The organism is Aquipseudomonas alcaligenes (genome assembly GCF_003205495.1).
Taxonomy (GTDB): domain Bacteria; phylum Pseudomonadota; class Gammaproteobacteria; order Pseudomonadales; family Pseudomonadaceae; genus Aquipseudomonas; species Aquipseudomonas alcaligenes_B.
Window position 1 is genome coordinate 228,706 of sequence record NZ_QJRX01000006.1, and the last position, 13,525, is coordinate 242,230.

16 protein-coding genes are annotated in these 13,525 nt (G+C 69.1%); 11 read left to right on the forward strand and 5 right to left on the reverse strand.

Annotation, left to right across the window (positions count from 1 at the left end; translation table 11 throughout):
* The 9 genes from DMO17_RS13060 to DMO17_RS13100 all read left to right on the forward strand — a co-directional run.
* Positions 1 to 320 (forward strand): SLAC1 family transporter (locus DMO17_RS13060; protein ID WP_463604186.1); only part of this gene is annotated, 320 nt, incomplete at its 5' end.
* A 116-nt stretch (positions 321 to 436) separates the two neighbouring features.
* A complete protein-coding gene (tkt, locus tag DMO17_RS13065; RefSeq protein ID WP_110682918.1) occupies positions 437 to 2,437 on the forward strand; it encodes a transketolase in 2,001 nt (666 codons plus the stop codon).
* Between the two features lie 119 nt (positions 2,438 to 2,556).
* Positions 2,557 to 3,606, forward strand: coding sequence for an erythrose-4-phosphate dehydrogenase (epd, locus tag DMO17_RS13070; RefSeq protein ID WP_110682919.1), 1,050 nt, complete (start codon positions 2,557 to 2,559; stop codon positions 3,604 to 3,606).
* A gap of 23 nt (positions 3,607 to 3,629) precedes the next feature.
* Positions 3,630 to 4,790: a phosphoglycerate kinase gene (locus DMO17_RS13075; RefSeq protein ID WP_110682920.1), complete on the forward strand. Its 1,161-nt coding sequence runs from the start codon at positions 3,630 to 3,632 to the stop codon at positions 4,788 to 4,790.
* 111 nt (positions 4,791 to 4,901) lie between these two features.
* Positions 4,902 to 5,225 (forward strand): MliC family protein, encoded by a 324-nt coding sequence (locus DMO17_RS13080; RefSeq protein WP_110682921.1) that lies wholly within the window; start codon positions 4,902 to 4,904, stop codon positions 5,223 to 5,225.
* Positions 5,226 to 5,334: 109 nt separating this feature from the next.
* On the forward strand, positions 5,335 to 6,399 hold the full coding sequence (fba, locus tag DMO17_RS13085) for a class II fructose-bisphosphate aldolase (protein WP_110682922.1): 1,065 nt from the start codon (positions 5,335 to 5,337) through the stop codon (positions 6,397 to 6,399).
* Between the two features lie 60 nt (positions 6,400 to 6,459).
* Positions 6,460 to 6,897 carry a hypothetical protein gene (locus DMO17_RS13090; protein WP_110682923.1) on the forward strand — a complete coding sequence of 146 codons (438 nt, stop codon included), beginning with the start codon at positions 6,460 to 6,462 and terminating at the stop codon, positions 6,895 to 6,897.
* Between the two features lie 4 nt (positions 6,898 to 6,901).
* The gene (locus DMO17_RS13095) at positions 6,902 to 7,402 is read left to right on the forward strand and encodes a M48 metallopeptidase family protein (protein WP_110682924.1); all 501 of its coding nucleotides are present in this window, start codon (positions 6,902 to 6,904) and stop codon (positions 7,400 to 7,402) included.
* Between the two features lie 247 nt (positions 7,403 to 7,649).
* A complete protein-coding gene (locus DMO17_RS13100) occupies positions 7,650 to 8,705 on the forward strand; it encodes a cyclic nucleotide-binding domain-containing protein (RefSeq protein WP_110682925.1) in 1,056 nt (351 codons plus the stop codon).
* Here the strand turns inward: DMO17_RS13100 and DMO17_RS13105 are convergent, their stop codons facing one another.
* The gene (locus DMO17_RS13105) at positions 8,706 to 9,173 is read right to left on the reverse strand and encodes a transcription elongation factor GreAB (protein ID WP_110682926.1); all 468 of its coding nucleotides are present in this window, start codon (positions 9,171 to 9,173) and stop codon (positions 8,706 to 8,708) included.
* 108 nt (positions 9,174 to 9,281) lie between these two features.
* Between DMO17_RS13105 and DMO17_RS13110 the strand changes: the two genes are divergently transcribed.
* A complete protein-coding gene (locus DMO17_RS13110) occupies positions 9,282 to 10,064 on the forward strand; it encodes a substrate-binding periplasmic protein (RefSeq protein WP_110682927.1) in 783 nt (260 codons plus the stop codon).
* Here DMO17_RS13110 and DMO17_RS13115 read toward each other — a convergent pair.
* The 4 genes from DMO17_RS13115 to DMO17_RS13130 form a co-directional block, all read right to left on the reverse strand.
* On the reverse strand, positions 10,039 to 10,986 hold the full coding sequence (locus DMO17_RS13115; RefSeq protein ID WP_110682928.1) for a DMT family transporter: 948 nt from the start codon (positions 10,984 to 10,986) through the stop codon (positions 10,039 to 10,041). The genes DMO17_RS13110 and DMO17_RS13115 overlap by 26 nt on opposite strands.
* 70 nt (positions 10,987 to 11,056) lie before the next feature.
* Complete coding sequence (locus DMO17_RS13120) at positions 11,057 to 11,509, reverse strand: GNAT family N-acetyltransferase (RefSeq protein ID WP_110682929.1); 453 nt, start codon at positions 11,507 to 11,509, stop codon at positions 11,057 to 11,059.
* Entirely contained in the window at positions 11,500 to 12,024 is a 525-nt protein-coding gene (locus DMO17_RS13125; protein WP_110682930.1) for a DinB family protein, read from the reverse strand. Before DMO17_RS13125 ends, DMO17_RS13120 begins: the two co-directional genes overlap by 10 nt.
* A gap of 87 nt (positions 12,025 to 12,111) precedes the next feature.
* On the reverse strand, positions 12,112 to 12,558 hold the full coding sequence (locus tag DMO17_RS13130) for a hypothetical protein (protein ID WP_110682931.1): 447 nt from the start codon (positions 12,556 to 12,558) through the stop codon (positions 12,112 to 12,114).
* A 91-nt stretch (positions 12,559 to 12,649) separates the two neighbouring features.
* On the opposite strand from DMO17_RS13130, the gene DMO17_RS13135 reads away from it, so the two are divergent.
* Complete coding sequence (locus DMO17_RS13135; protein WP_110682932.1) at positions 12,650 to 13,507, forward strand: HDOD domain-containing protein; 858 nt, start codon at positions 12,650 to 12,652, stop codon at positions 13,505 to 13,507.
* Positions 13,508 to 13,525 lie beyond the last annotated feature (18 nt).

Here is a 13,525-nt window from a genome sequence, read left to right on the forward strand (position 1 = left end):
GGGGCGCGGGGCTGTGGTGGCTGGTCATCGCCGTCCTGTTCACCCGCCACTACATCCGCGACAACATGCCGTTCAACCTCGGCTGGTGGGGCTTCACCTTCCCGCTCGGGGTATTCGCCCTGGCCACCTTCGAGCTGCTGCGCCTGACCGAACTGCGCTTCTTCGCCCTGGTCGGCCTGGTGCTGGCGGTGCAGCTGGCGGCGGTCTGGCTGCTGGTGCTGCAGCGCACCCTGCGCGGGGTGTGGCATGGCGAACTGTTCCAGGCGCCCTGCCTGGGCGGGCCGCAGGCGCCGGCGCACGGGGTGTTCAGCGCCGACTGACGATTGCCGCGGGGCGTTCGACCATCTGTCATTGCCCCCGCGGCGCCTGCTGGGCGAAAATACGCGCCTTTTTCCGCCCCCTTCATTCAGAAGCAGCCCCCGCAGGAGATTCAGCGATGCCCAGCCGTCGTGAGCGAGCCAATGCCATTCGTGCCCTCAGCATGGATGCCGTGCAAAAGGCCAACAGCGGCCACCCCGGCGCCCCCATGGGCATGGCCGACATCGCCGAAGTGCTGTGGCGCGACTACCTCAAGCACAACCCGCAGAACCCGAACTGGGCCGACCGCGACCGCTTCGTGCTGTCCAACGGCCACGGCTCGATGCTGATCTACTCGCTGCTGCACCTGACCGGCTACGACCTCGGCATCGACGACCTCAAGCAGTTCCGCCAGCTGCACAGCCGCACCCCGGGCCACCCGGAATACGGCTACACCCCGGGCGTGGAGACCACCACCGGTCCGCTGGGCCAGGGCATCGCCAACGCCGTGGGCTTCGCCATCGCCGAGAAGGTTCTGGGCGCGCAGTTCAACCGTCCCGGCCACGAGATCGTCGACCACTTCACCTACGCCTTCCTCGGCGACGGTTGCATGATGGAAGGCATCAGCCATGAAGTCTGCTCGCTGGCTGGCACTCTGGGCCTGGGCAAGCTGATCGCCTTCTACGACGACAACGGCATCTCCATCGACGGCGAAGTCCACGGCTGGTTCACCGACGACACCCCGGCGCGCTTCGAGGCCTATGGCTGGCAGGTGATCCGCAACGTCGACGGCCACGATGCCGACGAGATCAAGACCGCCATCGAGACCGCGCGCAAGACCAGCGACCGCCCGACCCTGATCTGCTGCAAGACCGTGATCGGCTTCGGCTCGCCGAACAAGCAGGGCAAGGAAGAGTGCCACGGTGCCCCGCTGGGCAACGACGAGATCGCCGCCACCCGCGCCGCCCTCGGCTGGAACCACGGCCCCTTCGAGATCCCGGCCGAGATCTACGCCGAGTGGGACGCCAAGGAAGCCGGCGCCGCCCGCGAAGCCGCCTGGAACGACAAGTTCAGCGCCTACGCCGCCGCCCACCCGGAACTGGCCGCCGAGTTCAAGCGCCGCCTGGCCGGCGAGCTGCCGGCCGACTTCGCCGCCAAGGCCGCCGCCTACGTGCAGGAAGTCGCCGCCAAGGGCGAAACCATCGCCAGCCGCAAGGCCAGCCAGAACGCACTGAATGCCTTCGGCCCGCTGCTGCCGGAATTCCTCGGTGGCTCCGCCGACCTGGCCGGCTCCAACCTGACCCTGTGGAAGGGCTGCAAGGGCGTGGAGGCCGGCGATGCCGCCGGCAACTACCTGTTCTACGGCGTGCGCGAGTTCGGCATGAGCGCGATCATGAATGGCATCGCCCTGCACGGCGGCTTCATCCCCTACGGCGCGACCTTCCTGATCTTCATGGAATACGCGCGCAACGCCGTGCGCATGTCGGCGCTGATGAAGCAGCGCGTGCTGTACGTGTTCACCCACGACTCCATCGGCCTCGGCGAAGACGGCCCGACCCACCAGCCGATCGAGCAGCTGGCCAGCCTGCGCGGCACGCCGAACCTGGACACCTGGCGCCCGGCCGACGCGGTGGAATCCGCGGTGGCCTGGAAGCATGCCATCGAGCGCAAGGACGGCCCGTCCGCGCTGATCTTCAGCCGGCAGAACCTGCCGCACCAGGCGCGCGACGCCCAGCAGGTCGCCGACATCGCCCGTGGCGCCTATGTGCTCAAGGACTGCGCCGGCGAGCCGGAGCTGATCCTGATCGCCACCGGTTCGGAAGTCGGCCTGGCCGTGCAGGCCTTCGACAAGCTGACCGAGCAGGGCAAGAAGGTCCGCGTCGTGTCCATGCCGTCCACCTCCGTGTTCGATGCGCAGGACGCCGCCTACAAGCAGGCCGTGCTGCCGCTGCAGGTCGGTGCGCGCATCGCCATCGAGGCCTCGCATGCCGACTACTGGTACAAGTACGTCGGCCTGGAAGGCCGCATCATCGGCATGACCACCTTCGGCGAGTCCGCCCCGGCCGCGCAGCTGTTCGAGGAGTTCGGCTTCACCGTCGAGAACATCCTGGAAACCGCTGCCGAGCTGCTGGACGCCTGAGTCACCCCTCTCCCGCTTGCGGGAGAGGGGCAGGGGGAGAGGGCTGCGTCGCTGGCCCCTCTCCCCATCCCTCTCTCATGAATGGGAGAGGTGGCACACCGCAGACGCCGAGAGAACCCATGCCCAACGCCCGCCCCTACAAAGTCGCCCTCAACGGCTACGGCCGTATCGGCCGCTGCGTGCTGCGCGCCCTGCACGAGCGTGGCGCGGCGGCGGGCTTCGAGATAGTCGCGCTGAACGACCTGGCCGACCAGGCCAGCATCGAATACCTGACCCGTTTCGACTCCACCCACGGCCGCTTCCCCGGCGAGGTGCAGGTCGACGGTGACTGCCTGCACATCAACGGCGACTGCGTGAAGGTGCTGCGCCAGAGCGAGCCGGAAGGCATCGACTGGGCCGCGCTGGGCATCGACCTGCTGCTGGAGTGCTCCGGCGTCTACCACAGCCGCGTCGATGGCGAGCGGTTTCTTGCGGCCGGCGCGCCGCGGGTGCTGTTCTCCCAGCCGATGGCCAGCGAGGCGGACATCGACGCCACCGTGGTGTTCGGCGTCAACCAGGCCTGCCTGAGCGGCGCGGAGAAGCTGGTGTCCAATGCGTCCTGCACCACCAACTGCGCGGTGCCGCTGCTCAAGCTGCTCAACGAGGCGGTGGGACTGGAGTACGTCTCCATCACCACCATCCACTCGGCGATGAACGACCAGCCGGTGATCGACGCCTACCACCATGAAGATCTGCGTCGCACGCGCTCGGCCTTCCAGTCGGTGATCCCGGTGTCCACCGGCCTGGCGCGGGGCATCGAGCGCCTGCTGCCGGAGCTGGCCGGGCGCATTCAGGCCAAGGCCATCCGCGTGCCGACGGTGAATGTCTCCTGCCTCGACATCACCCTGCAGGTGGCGCGCGACACCAGTGCCGCCGAGATCAACCGCGTGCTGCGCCAGGCTGCCGAGGCCGGTCCGCTGCAGGGCCTGCTGGCCTACACCGAGCTGCCGCACGCCAGCTGTGACTTCAACCATGATGCCCATTCGGCCATCGTTGACGGCAGTCAGACCCGGGTCTCCGGCCCGCGCCTGGTCAACCTGCTGGCCTGGTTCGACAACGAATGGGGCTTCGCCAACCGCATGCTCGACGTCGCGGAACACTTCCTCGCCGTCGCCAATTCCTCCAAGTAACCAGCCCCCGTGAAGGACTGACCATGACCGTTCTGAAGATGACCGATCTCGACCTCGCCGGTAAGCGCGTGCTGATCCGCGAAGACCTCAACGTGCCGGTGAAGGACGGCGTGGTGAAGAGCGACGCGCGCATCCTCGCCTCCCTGCCGACCATCAAGCTGGCCCTGGAGAAGGGCGCTGCGGTGATGGTCTGCTCGCACCTGGGCCGCCCGACCGAGGGCGAGTTCTCCGAGGAGAACAGCCTGGCGCCGGTCGCCGCCTACCTGAGCAAGGCCCTGGGCCGCGACGTGCCGCTGGTCAAGGACTACCTGGGCGGCGTCGAGGTGAAAGCCGGCGAGATCGTGCTGTTCGAGAACGTGCGCTTCAACAAGGGTGAGAAGAAGAACGCCGACGAGCTGGCCCAGCAATACGCCGCCCTGTGCGACGTGTTCGTCATGGACGCCTTCGGCACCGCTCACCGCGCCGAGGGTTCGACCCACGGCGTGGCCAAGTTCGCCAAGGTCGCCTGCGCCGGTCCGCTGCTGGCCGCCGAGCTGGACGCCCTGGGCAAGGCCCTGGGCAACCCGGCCCGGCCGATGGCGGCCATCGTCGCCGGCTCCAAGGTCTCCACCAAGCTCGATGTGCTGAACAGCCTGAGCCAGATCTGCGACCAGCTGATCGTCGGCGGCGGCATCGCCAACACCTTCCTCGCCGCGGCCGGGCACAAGGTCGGCAAGTCGCTGTACGAGGCCGACCTGGTCGACACCGCCCGCGCCATCGCCGCCAAGGTCAGCGTGCCGCTGCCGGTCGACGTGGTGGTGGCCAAGGCCTTCGCCGAGGATGCCGAGGCGACCGTCAAGCTGATCGCCGACGTTGCCGACGACGACATGATCCTCGACATCGGCCCGCAGACCGCCGCGCAGTTCGCCGAGCTGCTGAAGTCGTCCAAGACCATCCTGTGGAACGGCCCGGTCGGCGTGTTCGAGTTCGACCAGTTTGGCAATGGCACCAAGGTGCTGGCCCAGGCCATCGCCGAGAGCCCGGCGTTCTCCATCGCCGGTGGTGGCGACACCCTGGCCGCGATCGACAAGTACGGCGTGGGCGAGCAGATCAGCTACATCTCCACCGGTGGCGGCGCCTTCCTCGAGTTCGTCGAGGGCAAGGTGCTGCCGGCCGTGGCAGTGCTGGAACAGCGCGCCCAATAACCCCCTCTCCCGTTTACGGGAGAGGGTTGGGGAGGGCGGTGGACTGCACCCTCTCCCCCGGCCCCTCTCCCACGCGTGGGAGAGGGGAGAAAGGCCAACCGGAGAACCACCATGCTGAAACAGGGATGCATCACCCTGGCCCTGGCCGTCCTGCTCGGCGGCTGCGCCAGCCAGCCGGCGCCGAGCGACGAGTGGACCCGCTGGGTCTGCGACAGCCAGGTCGAGGTGCTGTGGCGTCTCGCTGGCGCCGATGGCGAGAGCGTCGACCTGCGCCTGGGCGGCGACGATATCGTCCACCGCCTGGTGCAGGAACCGGCGGCCTCGGGCGTGCTGTACAGCGACGGCAGGCTGGCCTTCCACACCAAGGGCGAGGAAGGCCTGGTCTACCGGGTAGCCGACGACGACCTGATCGGGCGTGGCTGCAAGGCGCCCTGATCCATTTTGCTTTGCCCCGGGGATGACCGCTCCTCCCCGGGAACTTGAACCCGGCCCGCCCCTGCGGCAGGCTTGCACAACTCAACGACCCTGATTGGGAGCTTCACAGATGGCACTTATCAGCATGCGCCAGATGCTCGACCACGCCGCCGAATTCGGCTACGGCGTGCCGGCCTTCAACGTCAACAACCTCGAGCAGATGCGCGCCATCATGGAAGCGGCCGACAAGACCGACTCCCCGGTGATCGTCCAGGCTTCCGCCGGTGCCCGCAAATACGCCGGCGCACCCTTCCTGCGCCACCTGATCCTGGCCGCCATCGAGGAATTCCCGCATATCCCGGTGTGCATGCACCAGGACCACGGCACCAGCCCGGACGTGTGCCAGCGCTCGATCCAGCTGGGCTTCAGCTCGGTGATGATGGACGGCTCGCTGAAGGAAGACGGCAAGACCCCGGCCGACTACGACTACAACGTGCGCGTGACCCAGCAGACCGTGGCCTTCGCGCATGCCTGCGGCGTGTCCGTGGAAGGCGAGCTGGGCTGCCTGGGCAGCCTGGAAACCGGCATGGCCGGCGAGGAAGACGGCGTCGGCGCCGAAGGCGTGCTGGACCACAGTCAGCTGCTGACCGATCCGGAAGAAGCCGCGGCCTTCGTCAAGGCCACCCAGGTCGATGCCCTGGCCATCGCCATCGGCACCAGCCACGGCGCCTACAAGTTCACCAAGCCGCCGACCGGCGACGTGCTCTCCATCGAGCGCATCAAGGAAATCCACAAGCGCATCCCCAACACCCACCTGGTGATGCACGGCTCCTCCTCGGTGCCGCAGGAGTGGCTGAAGGTGATCAACGAGTTCGGCGGCGACATCAAGGAAACCTACGGCGTGCCGGTCGAGGAAATCGTCGAGGGCATCAAGCACGGCGTGCGCAAGGTCAACATCGACACCGACCTGCGTCTGGCCTCCACCGGCGCCATCCGCCGCATGATGGCCGAGCACCCGAGCGAGTTCGACCCGCGCAAGTTCTTCGCCAAGACCATCGAAGCCATGCGCGACATCTGCATCGCCCGCTACGAAGCCTTCGGCACCGCTGGCAATGCCTCCAAGATCAAGCCGATCTCCCTGGAAGGCATGTACAAGCGCTACGCCAGCGGCGAGCTGGCGGCCAAGGTCAACTAAGCCGCCATGCCGTACCGAAAGCCCCGCTCCGCGGGGCTTTCGCGTCTGAGGGAGGGAACAATGCCGTCACGCACCCTGGCGCTGGGCGCCGTCCTGCTGCTGGCCGGTTGCGCCAGCCAGGCGCCGACCGCCGTGCCGCCGGCCCCGGTCGCCGCGTCGCCGGGGGAGCCGCTGCGCTGCGCCACGCGCGCCGAGTGCACCACCAAGGTCTCGCGCACCCTGCTGTTCGTCTTCGACTACGCCGCCGCCGGAGGCCAGCTGGTGCAGCGCCAGGAGCGCCTGCTGTTCACCCCGCTGGAAGCGCCGCCGAGCGACTGGCCGGCGCTCTCCATCCGCCTGGCCGAGCCGGCGGGTGGCCGTTTCGAGTTCAGCACCGAGTGCCAGGTTGCGCACTGCCGCTACAGCGCCGAGCAGTTGCTGCGGGTCTACCGCAGCTACCTGGCCGAGCGGCCCTGCTCGCTGTTGCTGGACAGCGCCGTGCGGGCCTGCCGGGAGTGACGGCATGACGCCCTTCAAGTACCTCCAGGGCTACCCGCCGCACCTGCAGCAGCAGGTGCTGCAGATGGTCGCCGAGAACCGCCTGGGCGACTATCTGGCCGAGCGCTACCCCCATCGCCACCAGGTGCAGAGCGACAAGGCGCTCTATGGCTACGTGCTCGACCTCAAGCAGGAGTACCTGCGCAGCGCGCCGGCCATCGACAAGGTGCTCTACGACAACCGACTCGACCTCACCCACCGCGCCCTGGGCCTGCACACGGCGATCTCGCGGGTGCAGGGCGGCAAGCTCAAGGCGAAGAAGGAGATCCGCGTGGCCGCGCTGTTCAAGGACGCGGCGCCGGAGTTCCTCAACATGATCGTGGTACACGAGCTGGCGCACCTGAAGGAGGCCGAACACAACAGGGCCTTCTACAAGCTGTGTCAGTACATGCTGCCGGACTACCACCAGCTGGAGTTCGACCTGCGTCTGCACCTGACCTGGCGCGAGCTGCAGGGCGGCGCCTGAGCGAAAACTGAACAGTCCGGCGCAGGCCCCGGCCAGCCTGGGGTGCGGCGGCCGATCCCCCTGTTATCCACAGAGTCATCCCCTGGCTCTGTGCGCAACTCATTGAGAAAAAAGGAAATTGTTTTTCGGCTTGGGCAATCCGACCAGTGTCAGCACCGCCCTGATGGCCAAGGGCTATGGTTAAGGCATAGCCTGGCAAGGGAGCGCTCTCGACACGCACGGCCGCGCTTCATTGCGGAGGTTCACCATGAGCACTGCACCGTCCCCGCTGACCTGCGAACAGCTGAGCAGCTTCAGCCCGATGGATTTCCTCACCCCGCACTACCGCCAGCAGCTGCATGCCAGCCTCACCTACCTGCAGCGCCCGGCCGGCACCCCGCTGTTGCACAAGGGCGAGCGCTCGGTGGCCCAGTATTACCTGCTGGAAGGCCGGGTCAGCGTGGACAGCGGCAACGGCAAGCAGTCCATCGAGAGCGGCTCGCCGCAGGCCCACCTGCCGCTCAACCCGGGGCAGCACAACCCTTCCAGCGTACGCGCGCTCACCGACGTGCGCCTGTTCGCCGTCGAGCGCCAGCTGCTGGAGCGCCTGCTGGGCTGGAGCCAGGAGGCGGCCTACCAGGTCAGCAGCCTGGGCGAGATGCAGGTGGAGGAACAGGACGCGGACGACTGGCTGGCGCGCCTGCTCGGCACGCCGCTGTTCGGCCGCCTGCCGCCGTCGCACCTGCATGCCCTGCTGGCGCGCTTCGAGTACGTCGAGGCCAGGGCCGGCGAGCGGGTCGTCGGCTATGGCGAGCCGGGCGAGCACTTCTTCGTGCTCAAGCGCGGCCGCGCCCAGGTCAGCCTGCCCTCCGCCTACCGCGAGCAGCCGGCCCTGGTGCTGGAGCGTGGCGACTTCTTCGGCGAGGAGGCGCTGGTCAGCGGCGCGGTGCGCTCGGCCAGCGTGACCATGCTGGAGGATGGCGAGCTGGCGCGCCTGCACCGCGACGACTTCGTCGAGCTGGTGCGGCCGACCCTGATCCCGCGCATCAGCACGCACGACCTGCAGCAGCTGAGCCAGCAGGGGCAGCGCCCGCACCTCCTGCTGGACGTGCGCCTGGCCGTGGAGTACCGCCTCGGCCACCTGCCGGAGAGCCTCAACCTGCCGGTGGCCAACCTGCGCACCCATGCCGACAGCCTCGACCGCGCCACCTGCTACGTGGTCACCCCGGAAGGCGGCATCCGCAGCGAACTGGCCGTGCACCTGCTCAACCAGCTGGGCTTCGACGCCTACCTGCTGGAGGGCGGCCAGTCGGCGGCAGCCTGATCACTCCACCCGCAGCACTGCCCAGGTGTGCGCGCCGATCTGCACGCTGTCGCCCGGGCCCTGCCCGAGCAGCTGACGGCCGAGCGGGGCGTGCGGCGTGATCAGGGTGATGGCCACGCCCTCGGCCTGCAGCTTCAGGCCGGCGCCGTCGGGGCCCAGCAGCAGGCACTGCTCGCGTCCTGCGGCGGCCAGCCAGATCAGCGCGCCGAGCTGGATGCCCTGCGCCTCGTCGTAGGGGCGCGGCGCCAGGGCGCGCCAGGCGGCCAGGGCGGCGCGGATCTCGGCGGCGCGGCGCGACTGCCCGGCGGCCAGGTAGGAGGCCTCCAGGCCGCGGGTGTCGTACTTGTTCTCGGCCTTGCTTTCTTCGTGGGTGGCGGCTTGGCGCGCGCTCTCGGCGGCCGCGACCAGCAGGGCCAGGTCGGCTTCGAGGCGGGCGCAGACCAGCTGCTGGAGGGCGTGTTTGTCCATGCTCGGGCGTCGTGCAACGGGGCGGCCAGGGTAGCAGAGCCGCGCCGTGCCCGCTGCCCGCGCCCGACTAGACTGTGGAAGTGTCTGCCCAGCCCAGGTGAAACCGCGATGTGCACTGCCCGCTGGCGTTGGCTGGGATGCCTGTTCGCCCTGAGCCTGTTCCCCGGCCTGCAGGCTGCGCCGCTGCAGCTGTATACCGAGGAGTACCCGCCGCTGAACTTCGCCCGCGACGGCCGCCCCGTGGGCCTGGCCGTCGACCTGGTGCGCGAGATTCTCGAGCGCACCGGCCAGCGCGCGCAGATCTCGGTGGTGCCCTGGGCGCGCGGCTACCAGGCGGCCAGCAGCGAGCCCGACAGCGGCCTGTTCGTCACCATGCGCACCGCCGAGCGCGAGCCGCTGTTCAAGTGGGTCGGGCCGGTGGCGGTGGTGGTCACCAGCTTCTACGCGCTCAGGGGTTCGGGCATCCGCATCGACAGCCTGGAGGATGCCGCGCGGGTCGGCACGGTCGCCGTGCCGCGGCAGTGGTACAGCTACCAGGCACTCGAGGCGCGCGGCCTGGACAACCTGTACGGAGTGATCGGTCCGCAGCAGATGATGAGCATGCTGCGCCACGGCCGGGTACCGGTGGTGGTGGCCGACAACGTGACCCTGGAGAGCCTGCTGGCCCTGGGCGGGCTGCGCCCGGAGCAGGTCGAGCCGCTGTATGGCTTCCTGCGCAGCGAAGCCTACATCGCCTTCTCGCCGAGTACCGCGGACGCCGTGGTGCGCGACTGGCAGCAGGCGCTGGATTCGATGAAGGCCGACGGCAGCTTCGCCCTGATCTACCGGCGCTGGTTGCCGGGGCAGGAGCCGCCGGCCGAGCTGCTCAGGCCCGCTGCGGCCTTACCCTGACCGCCCAGAGCACGCCGACGATCAGCAGGGCGATGCCGGCCAGGGTCAGCGGCGCCGGCCACTGGCCGCGCAGGATGAAGGCATAGGCCAGTGCCGCCAGGGTCTCGAAGACGATCAGCTGGCCGGCCAGCGAGGTCGGCAGGCGCTGGCTGGCCTCGTTCCAGCACAGGGTGCCGACCCAGGAAGCGAGCAGGGCGATGACCAGCATCAGGGCGATGAACTGCTCCGGGCGCGGCCCCAGCGGCATGGCGAAGTCGCTGCCGCTGGCGGCCATGCCGGCCCACAGCAGGGCATAGCCGAGCAGGGCCATGGGCAGGGTCACCAGGCCCTGGGCGGTGGCCCAGGTGCGTGGGCTGCGCCCGGGATGGTCACGCAGCCAGTCGGCGTTGCGCAACGGGTACCAGGTCCAGCAGGCCACGGCGATCACCGCCAGCAGCGCGCCGCTGGCGTAGCGGCCCCAGTCGGTATTGCCGGCGGCGCTCAGGGCCTGCAGCTCGGCCTGGTTGACGCAGGCGATGCCGGCGCCGATCAGCCCCAGCGAGGGCAGCATCCGGGCCCAGGGCAGACGGCCGTCGCGCTCGACGTTGCGCAGGTTGGCGGCGATGGCGATGACCACCGGCAGGGTGCCGATGATCATGGTCGGCAGCGGCCCGCCGGCGCGCTGGATGGCGCTGGCCAGGCACAGGTAGTAGAGCAGGTTGCCCACCGCCGACAGCTTCAGCGCCTCCAGCCAGTCGCTGCGCGACAGCTGGCGCAGGCGCGCGCGGTCGAGCCAGGCCAGCGGCAGGGCGATCAGGCCGAAGGCCAGGTAGCGCCCGACCGATTGCAGGGCGGCCGGGTATTCCGGCAGCAGCAGCGGGCCGACGAATACCAGCCCCCACATCATCCCGGCGATCAGGGCGAACAGCGTACCCATCCACATGACAAGACTCCTCGTAGCCATCGCGGGTCAGTGTGGCTGCCCGGCGCGCGGCCGTCTTGAACGCTCTTGCTCAGGTGCGGCGCATGCCGACGTGCGGGATGTCGTCTTCCAGGTACGGCGCGGTCACCGCGACGAAGTCATAGCGGCCGTAGTAGCCCTGCAGGTGGGCTTGCGCCGAGAGGTAGATCGGCAGTCCGGGCCAGCGCTGCAGGCAGGCCGCCACGGCGCGCTCCATCAGCTGGTGGCCGAGGCCGCTGCCGCGCGCCTCGGGGGCGATCACCACGCGGCCGATCACCGCCTCGCCGCCCTGGGTCGCCGGGTCGAGCAGGCGCAGGTAGGCCAGCAGCCGCTCGTCCTGCCAGGCCAGCAGGTGGCAGGTATCGCAGAGCAGGTCCTGGCCATCGACGTCCTGGTAGGGGCAGTGCTGCTCGACCACGAAGACGCGCGAGCGCAGTTCGAGCAGGGCGTACAGCTCGCGCTTGTCCAGGTCGCTGTGGTGCTTGAGGTGCCAGGTCAGTTGCATGTCGGAGTGCTCGCAGGGGCGTGTGGGGCGGTCGCGGCGAGCTTGCCGAGCAGCCACTGCAGGCCGGCCAGGTGCTGCTGGTCGTGGCTGCACAGGTAGTGCAGCAGGCTGCGCAGGGTCAGCTCGCCGTAGCCCTCGAAGCGGGCCGGGCGCTGCAGCTGGGCCGCGTCGAGCGTGCCGAGCAGCGCCAGGGTCTCGCGCCGGGCGCGGCGGAACTCGGCCAGCACCGAGTCGGCATCCGCCTCGGCGTAGCGGCGCTCGCGGGCCATGGCCGCGCCGTCCAGCGAGAGCAGCAGCGGGTTGTCTTCGCTGAGAGTGCGGCGGATGCGCAGCTGGTAGCCCTCCACCTCGATGTCGCGCACATGGCAGAGCTGCTCGATGGCGCTGAAGGGCTCGCTGGGGATGCCCTCCCAGGACTCCGGCCGCCAGTGCCGGCAGGCGGTGGGGAAGGCGGCGAAGTGGGCCTGCAGCTGGTCGGGAAAGACGGCGAGGGCATTCAGGGTGAGGCTGAGCATGGCGCTGCTCCGGCGGACAGAGTTCCCATGCTGGCACGGCGCGGGCCGCGCCGCGCGATACAGATGGCGAGAAAATCGGGACGGCAGTCAGGCCGCATCGCGCCAGATGCGGAGGGCGGCGAACAGGTCGTCGGCTTCGCCGTAGCGCTCGATCAGCTCGGCGCGGATCTCCAGCAGATGCTCGAGGAAGCGCCCCACGAAGTCCCGCTGCGCCTGGCTGAACGCCAGCACATGGCGGTTCTGCGGGCCGTCGTAGCTGAGGTGGAAGAGGAACTGGCCGATGTAGGAGCTGTGCTCGTCGCTCTCCAGGCACAGGCGCACCAGCGCCGGGAAGAAATAGCCCAGGCCCTCGGGAGTGACGAAGCACAGCGGGTCCCAGCCGGGGTTGCCCAGCTCGCGCAGGCCGATGCCGTCGATGCTTGCGTTGAGCAGCGTCTGGTCGTGCTCGCAGCATTCATCGCAGTGCCGGTAGTCGGTGAAGTGTGCGGGCCTGGGCGCGGCGAACAGCGCCTTGGATTCTTCCAGCCAGTTCATGGTGGGCACGTGTGATGGGGGCTTGGCCCATCATAGGCGTCCGAGCTGCCGGCAGCACCTACACTGCTTCTGGGGAGCTAGGAGGTGTGCCTTGGCGGTCGAGGTTTCGGACTATTCGATCTACCGGCGGGTGGTGTCGCAACTGATGCAGGGCCAGGAGCAACTGCCCAGCCTGCCGGCGCTGACCCTGGAGATCCGCCGGGCGCTGAGCGACGGCCAGGCCAGCCTGGGCGCGCTGGCGCGCCTGGTCAGCCGCGACCCGGCGCTGGCCGCGCTGCTGATGAAACATGCCTCCTGCGCCCTGTACCGCCACCCGGTGGCGCCGCGCACCCTGCAGGAAGTGATAGTGCTGCTCGGCGTGGGCGAGGTCGATCGCATCACCATGGTGCACAGCATCAAGAGCCTGTTCACCCTGCACAGCCCGGCGCACAAGCGCCTGTTCATGGAGGTCTGGGAGCGCCTGGTGCTCAAGGCCAGCACCTGCGCCATGCTCGCCCGCCTGCTCGGCCAGGTGGCGCCGGAGCACGCCCTGCTGGCCAGCCTGCTCAGCGAGGTAGGCACCCTGGCCGTGCTCTCGGCGTTCAAGGACGAGGCGCAGATTCCCTCCGGCGAGCTGTACTACAAGCTGTGCCGCGAATACAGCAAGTCGCTGGGGGTGATAGTGCTGAAGAAGTGGGCGGTGGACGACGAGTACATTGGGGTGATCCGTGGCGCCGGCGACTGGGGCGCCAGCAGTGGATGGGGGCTGGAGCTGATCGATCTGGTCAACCTGGCCCTGTTCCATGCCATCAAGGAGCGCGATGCCCTGGCCGAGCTGCCGCAGCTGGTGGAGCTGGCGGCCTACCACAAGCTGCGGCCGCCGCTGAACTTCATCGGCGACAACGGCGAGCTGGAGCTGGTGGTCAGCCACCGCGCGGACATCCACGCCATCGCCGCCACCCTGCGCTGAGCTGGCGGCCGCGGCGCG

Excerpts from the sequence above, each read along its gene's own strand:
- DMO17_RS13095 (WP_110682924.1), top strand. The coding sequence starts at position 6,902 with ATGACGCCCTTCAAGTACCTCCAGGGCTACCCGCCGCACCTGCAGCAG.
- DMO17_RS13105 (WP_110682926.1), bottom strand. The coding sequence starts at position 9,173 with ATGGACAAACACGCCCTCCAGCAGCTGGTCTGCGCCCGCCTCGAAGCC.
- DMO17_RS13120 (WP_110682929.1), bottom strand. The coding sequence starts at position 11,509 with ATGCAACTGACCTGGCACCTCAAGCACCACAGCGACCTGGACAAGCGC.
- DMO17_RS13115 (WP_110682928.1), bottom strand. The coding sequence starts at position 10,986 with ATGTGGATGGGTACGCTGTTCGCCCTGATCGCCGGGATGATGTGGGGG.
- DMO17_RS13125 (WP_110682930.1), bottom strand. The coding sequence starts at position 12,024 with ATGCTCAGCCTCACCCTGAATGCCCTCGCCGTCTTTCCCGACCAGCTG.
- DMO17_RS13110 (WP_110682927.1), top strand. The coding sequence starts at position 9,282 with ATGTGCACTGCCCGCTGGCGTTGGCTGGGATGCCTGTTCGCCCTGAGC.
- DMO17_RS13090 (WP_110682923.1), top strand. The coding sequence starts at position 6,460 with ATGCCGTCACGCACCCTGGCGCTGGGCGCCGTCCTGCTGCTGGCCGGT.
- tkt (WP_110682918.1), top strand. The coding sequence starts at position 437 with ATGCCCAGCCGTCGTGAGCGAGCCAATGCCATTCGTGCCCTCAGCATG.
- DMO17_RS13075 (WP_110682920.1), top strand. The coding sequence starts at position 3,630 with ATGACCGTTCTGAAGATGACCGATCTCGACCTCGCCGGTAAGCGCGTG.
- DMO17_RS13100 (WP_110682925.1), top strand. The coding sequence starts at position 7,650 with ATGAGCACTGCACCGTCCCCGCTGACCTGCGAACAGCTGAGCAGCTTC.
- DMO17_RS13080 (WP_110682921.1), top strand. The coding sequence starts at position 4,902 with ATGCTGAAACAGGGATGCATCACCCTGGCCCTGGCCGTCCTGCTCGGC.
- epd (WP_110682919.1), top strand. The coding sequence starts at position 2,557 with ATGCCCAACGCCCGCCCCTACAAAGTCGCCCTCAACGGCTACGGCCGT.
- fba (WP_110682922.1), top strand. The coding sequence starts at position 5,335 with ATGGCACTTATCAGCATGCGCCAGATGCTCGACCACGCCGCCGAATTC.
- DMO17_RS13130 (WP_110682931.1), bottom strand. The coding sequence starts at position 12,558 with ATGAACTGGCTGGAAGAATCCAAGGCGCTGTTCGCCGCGCCCAGGCCC.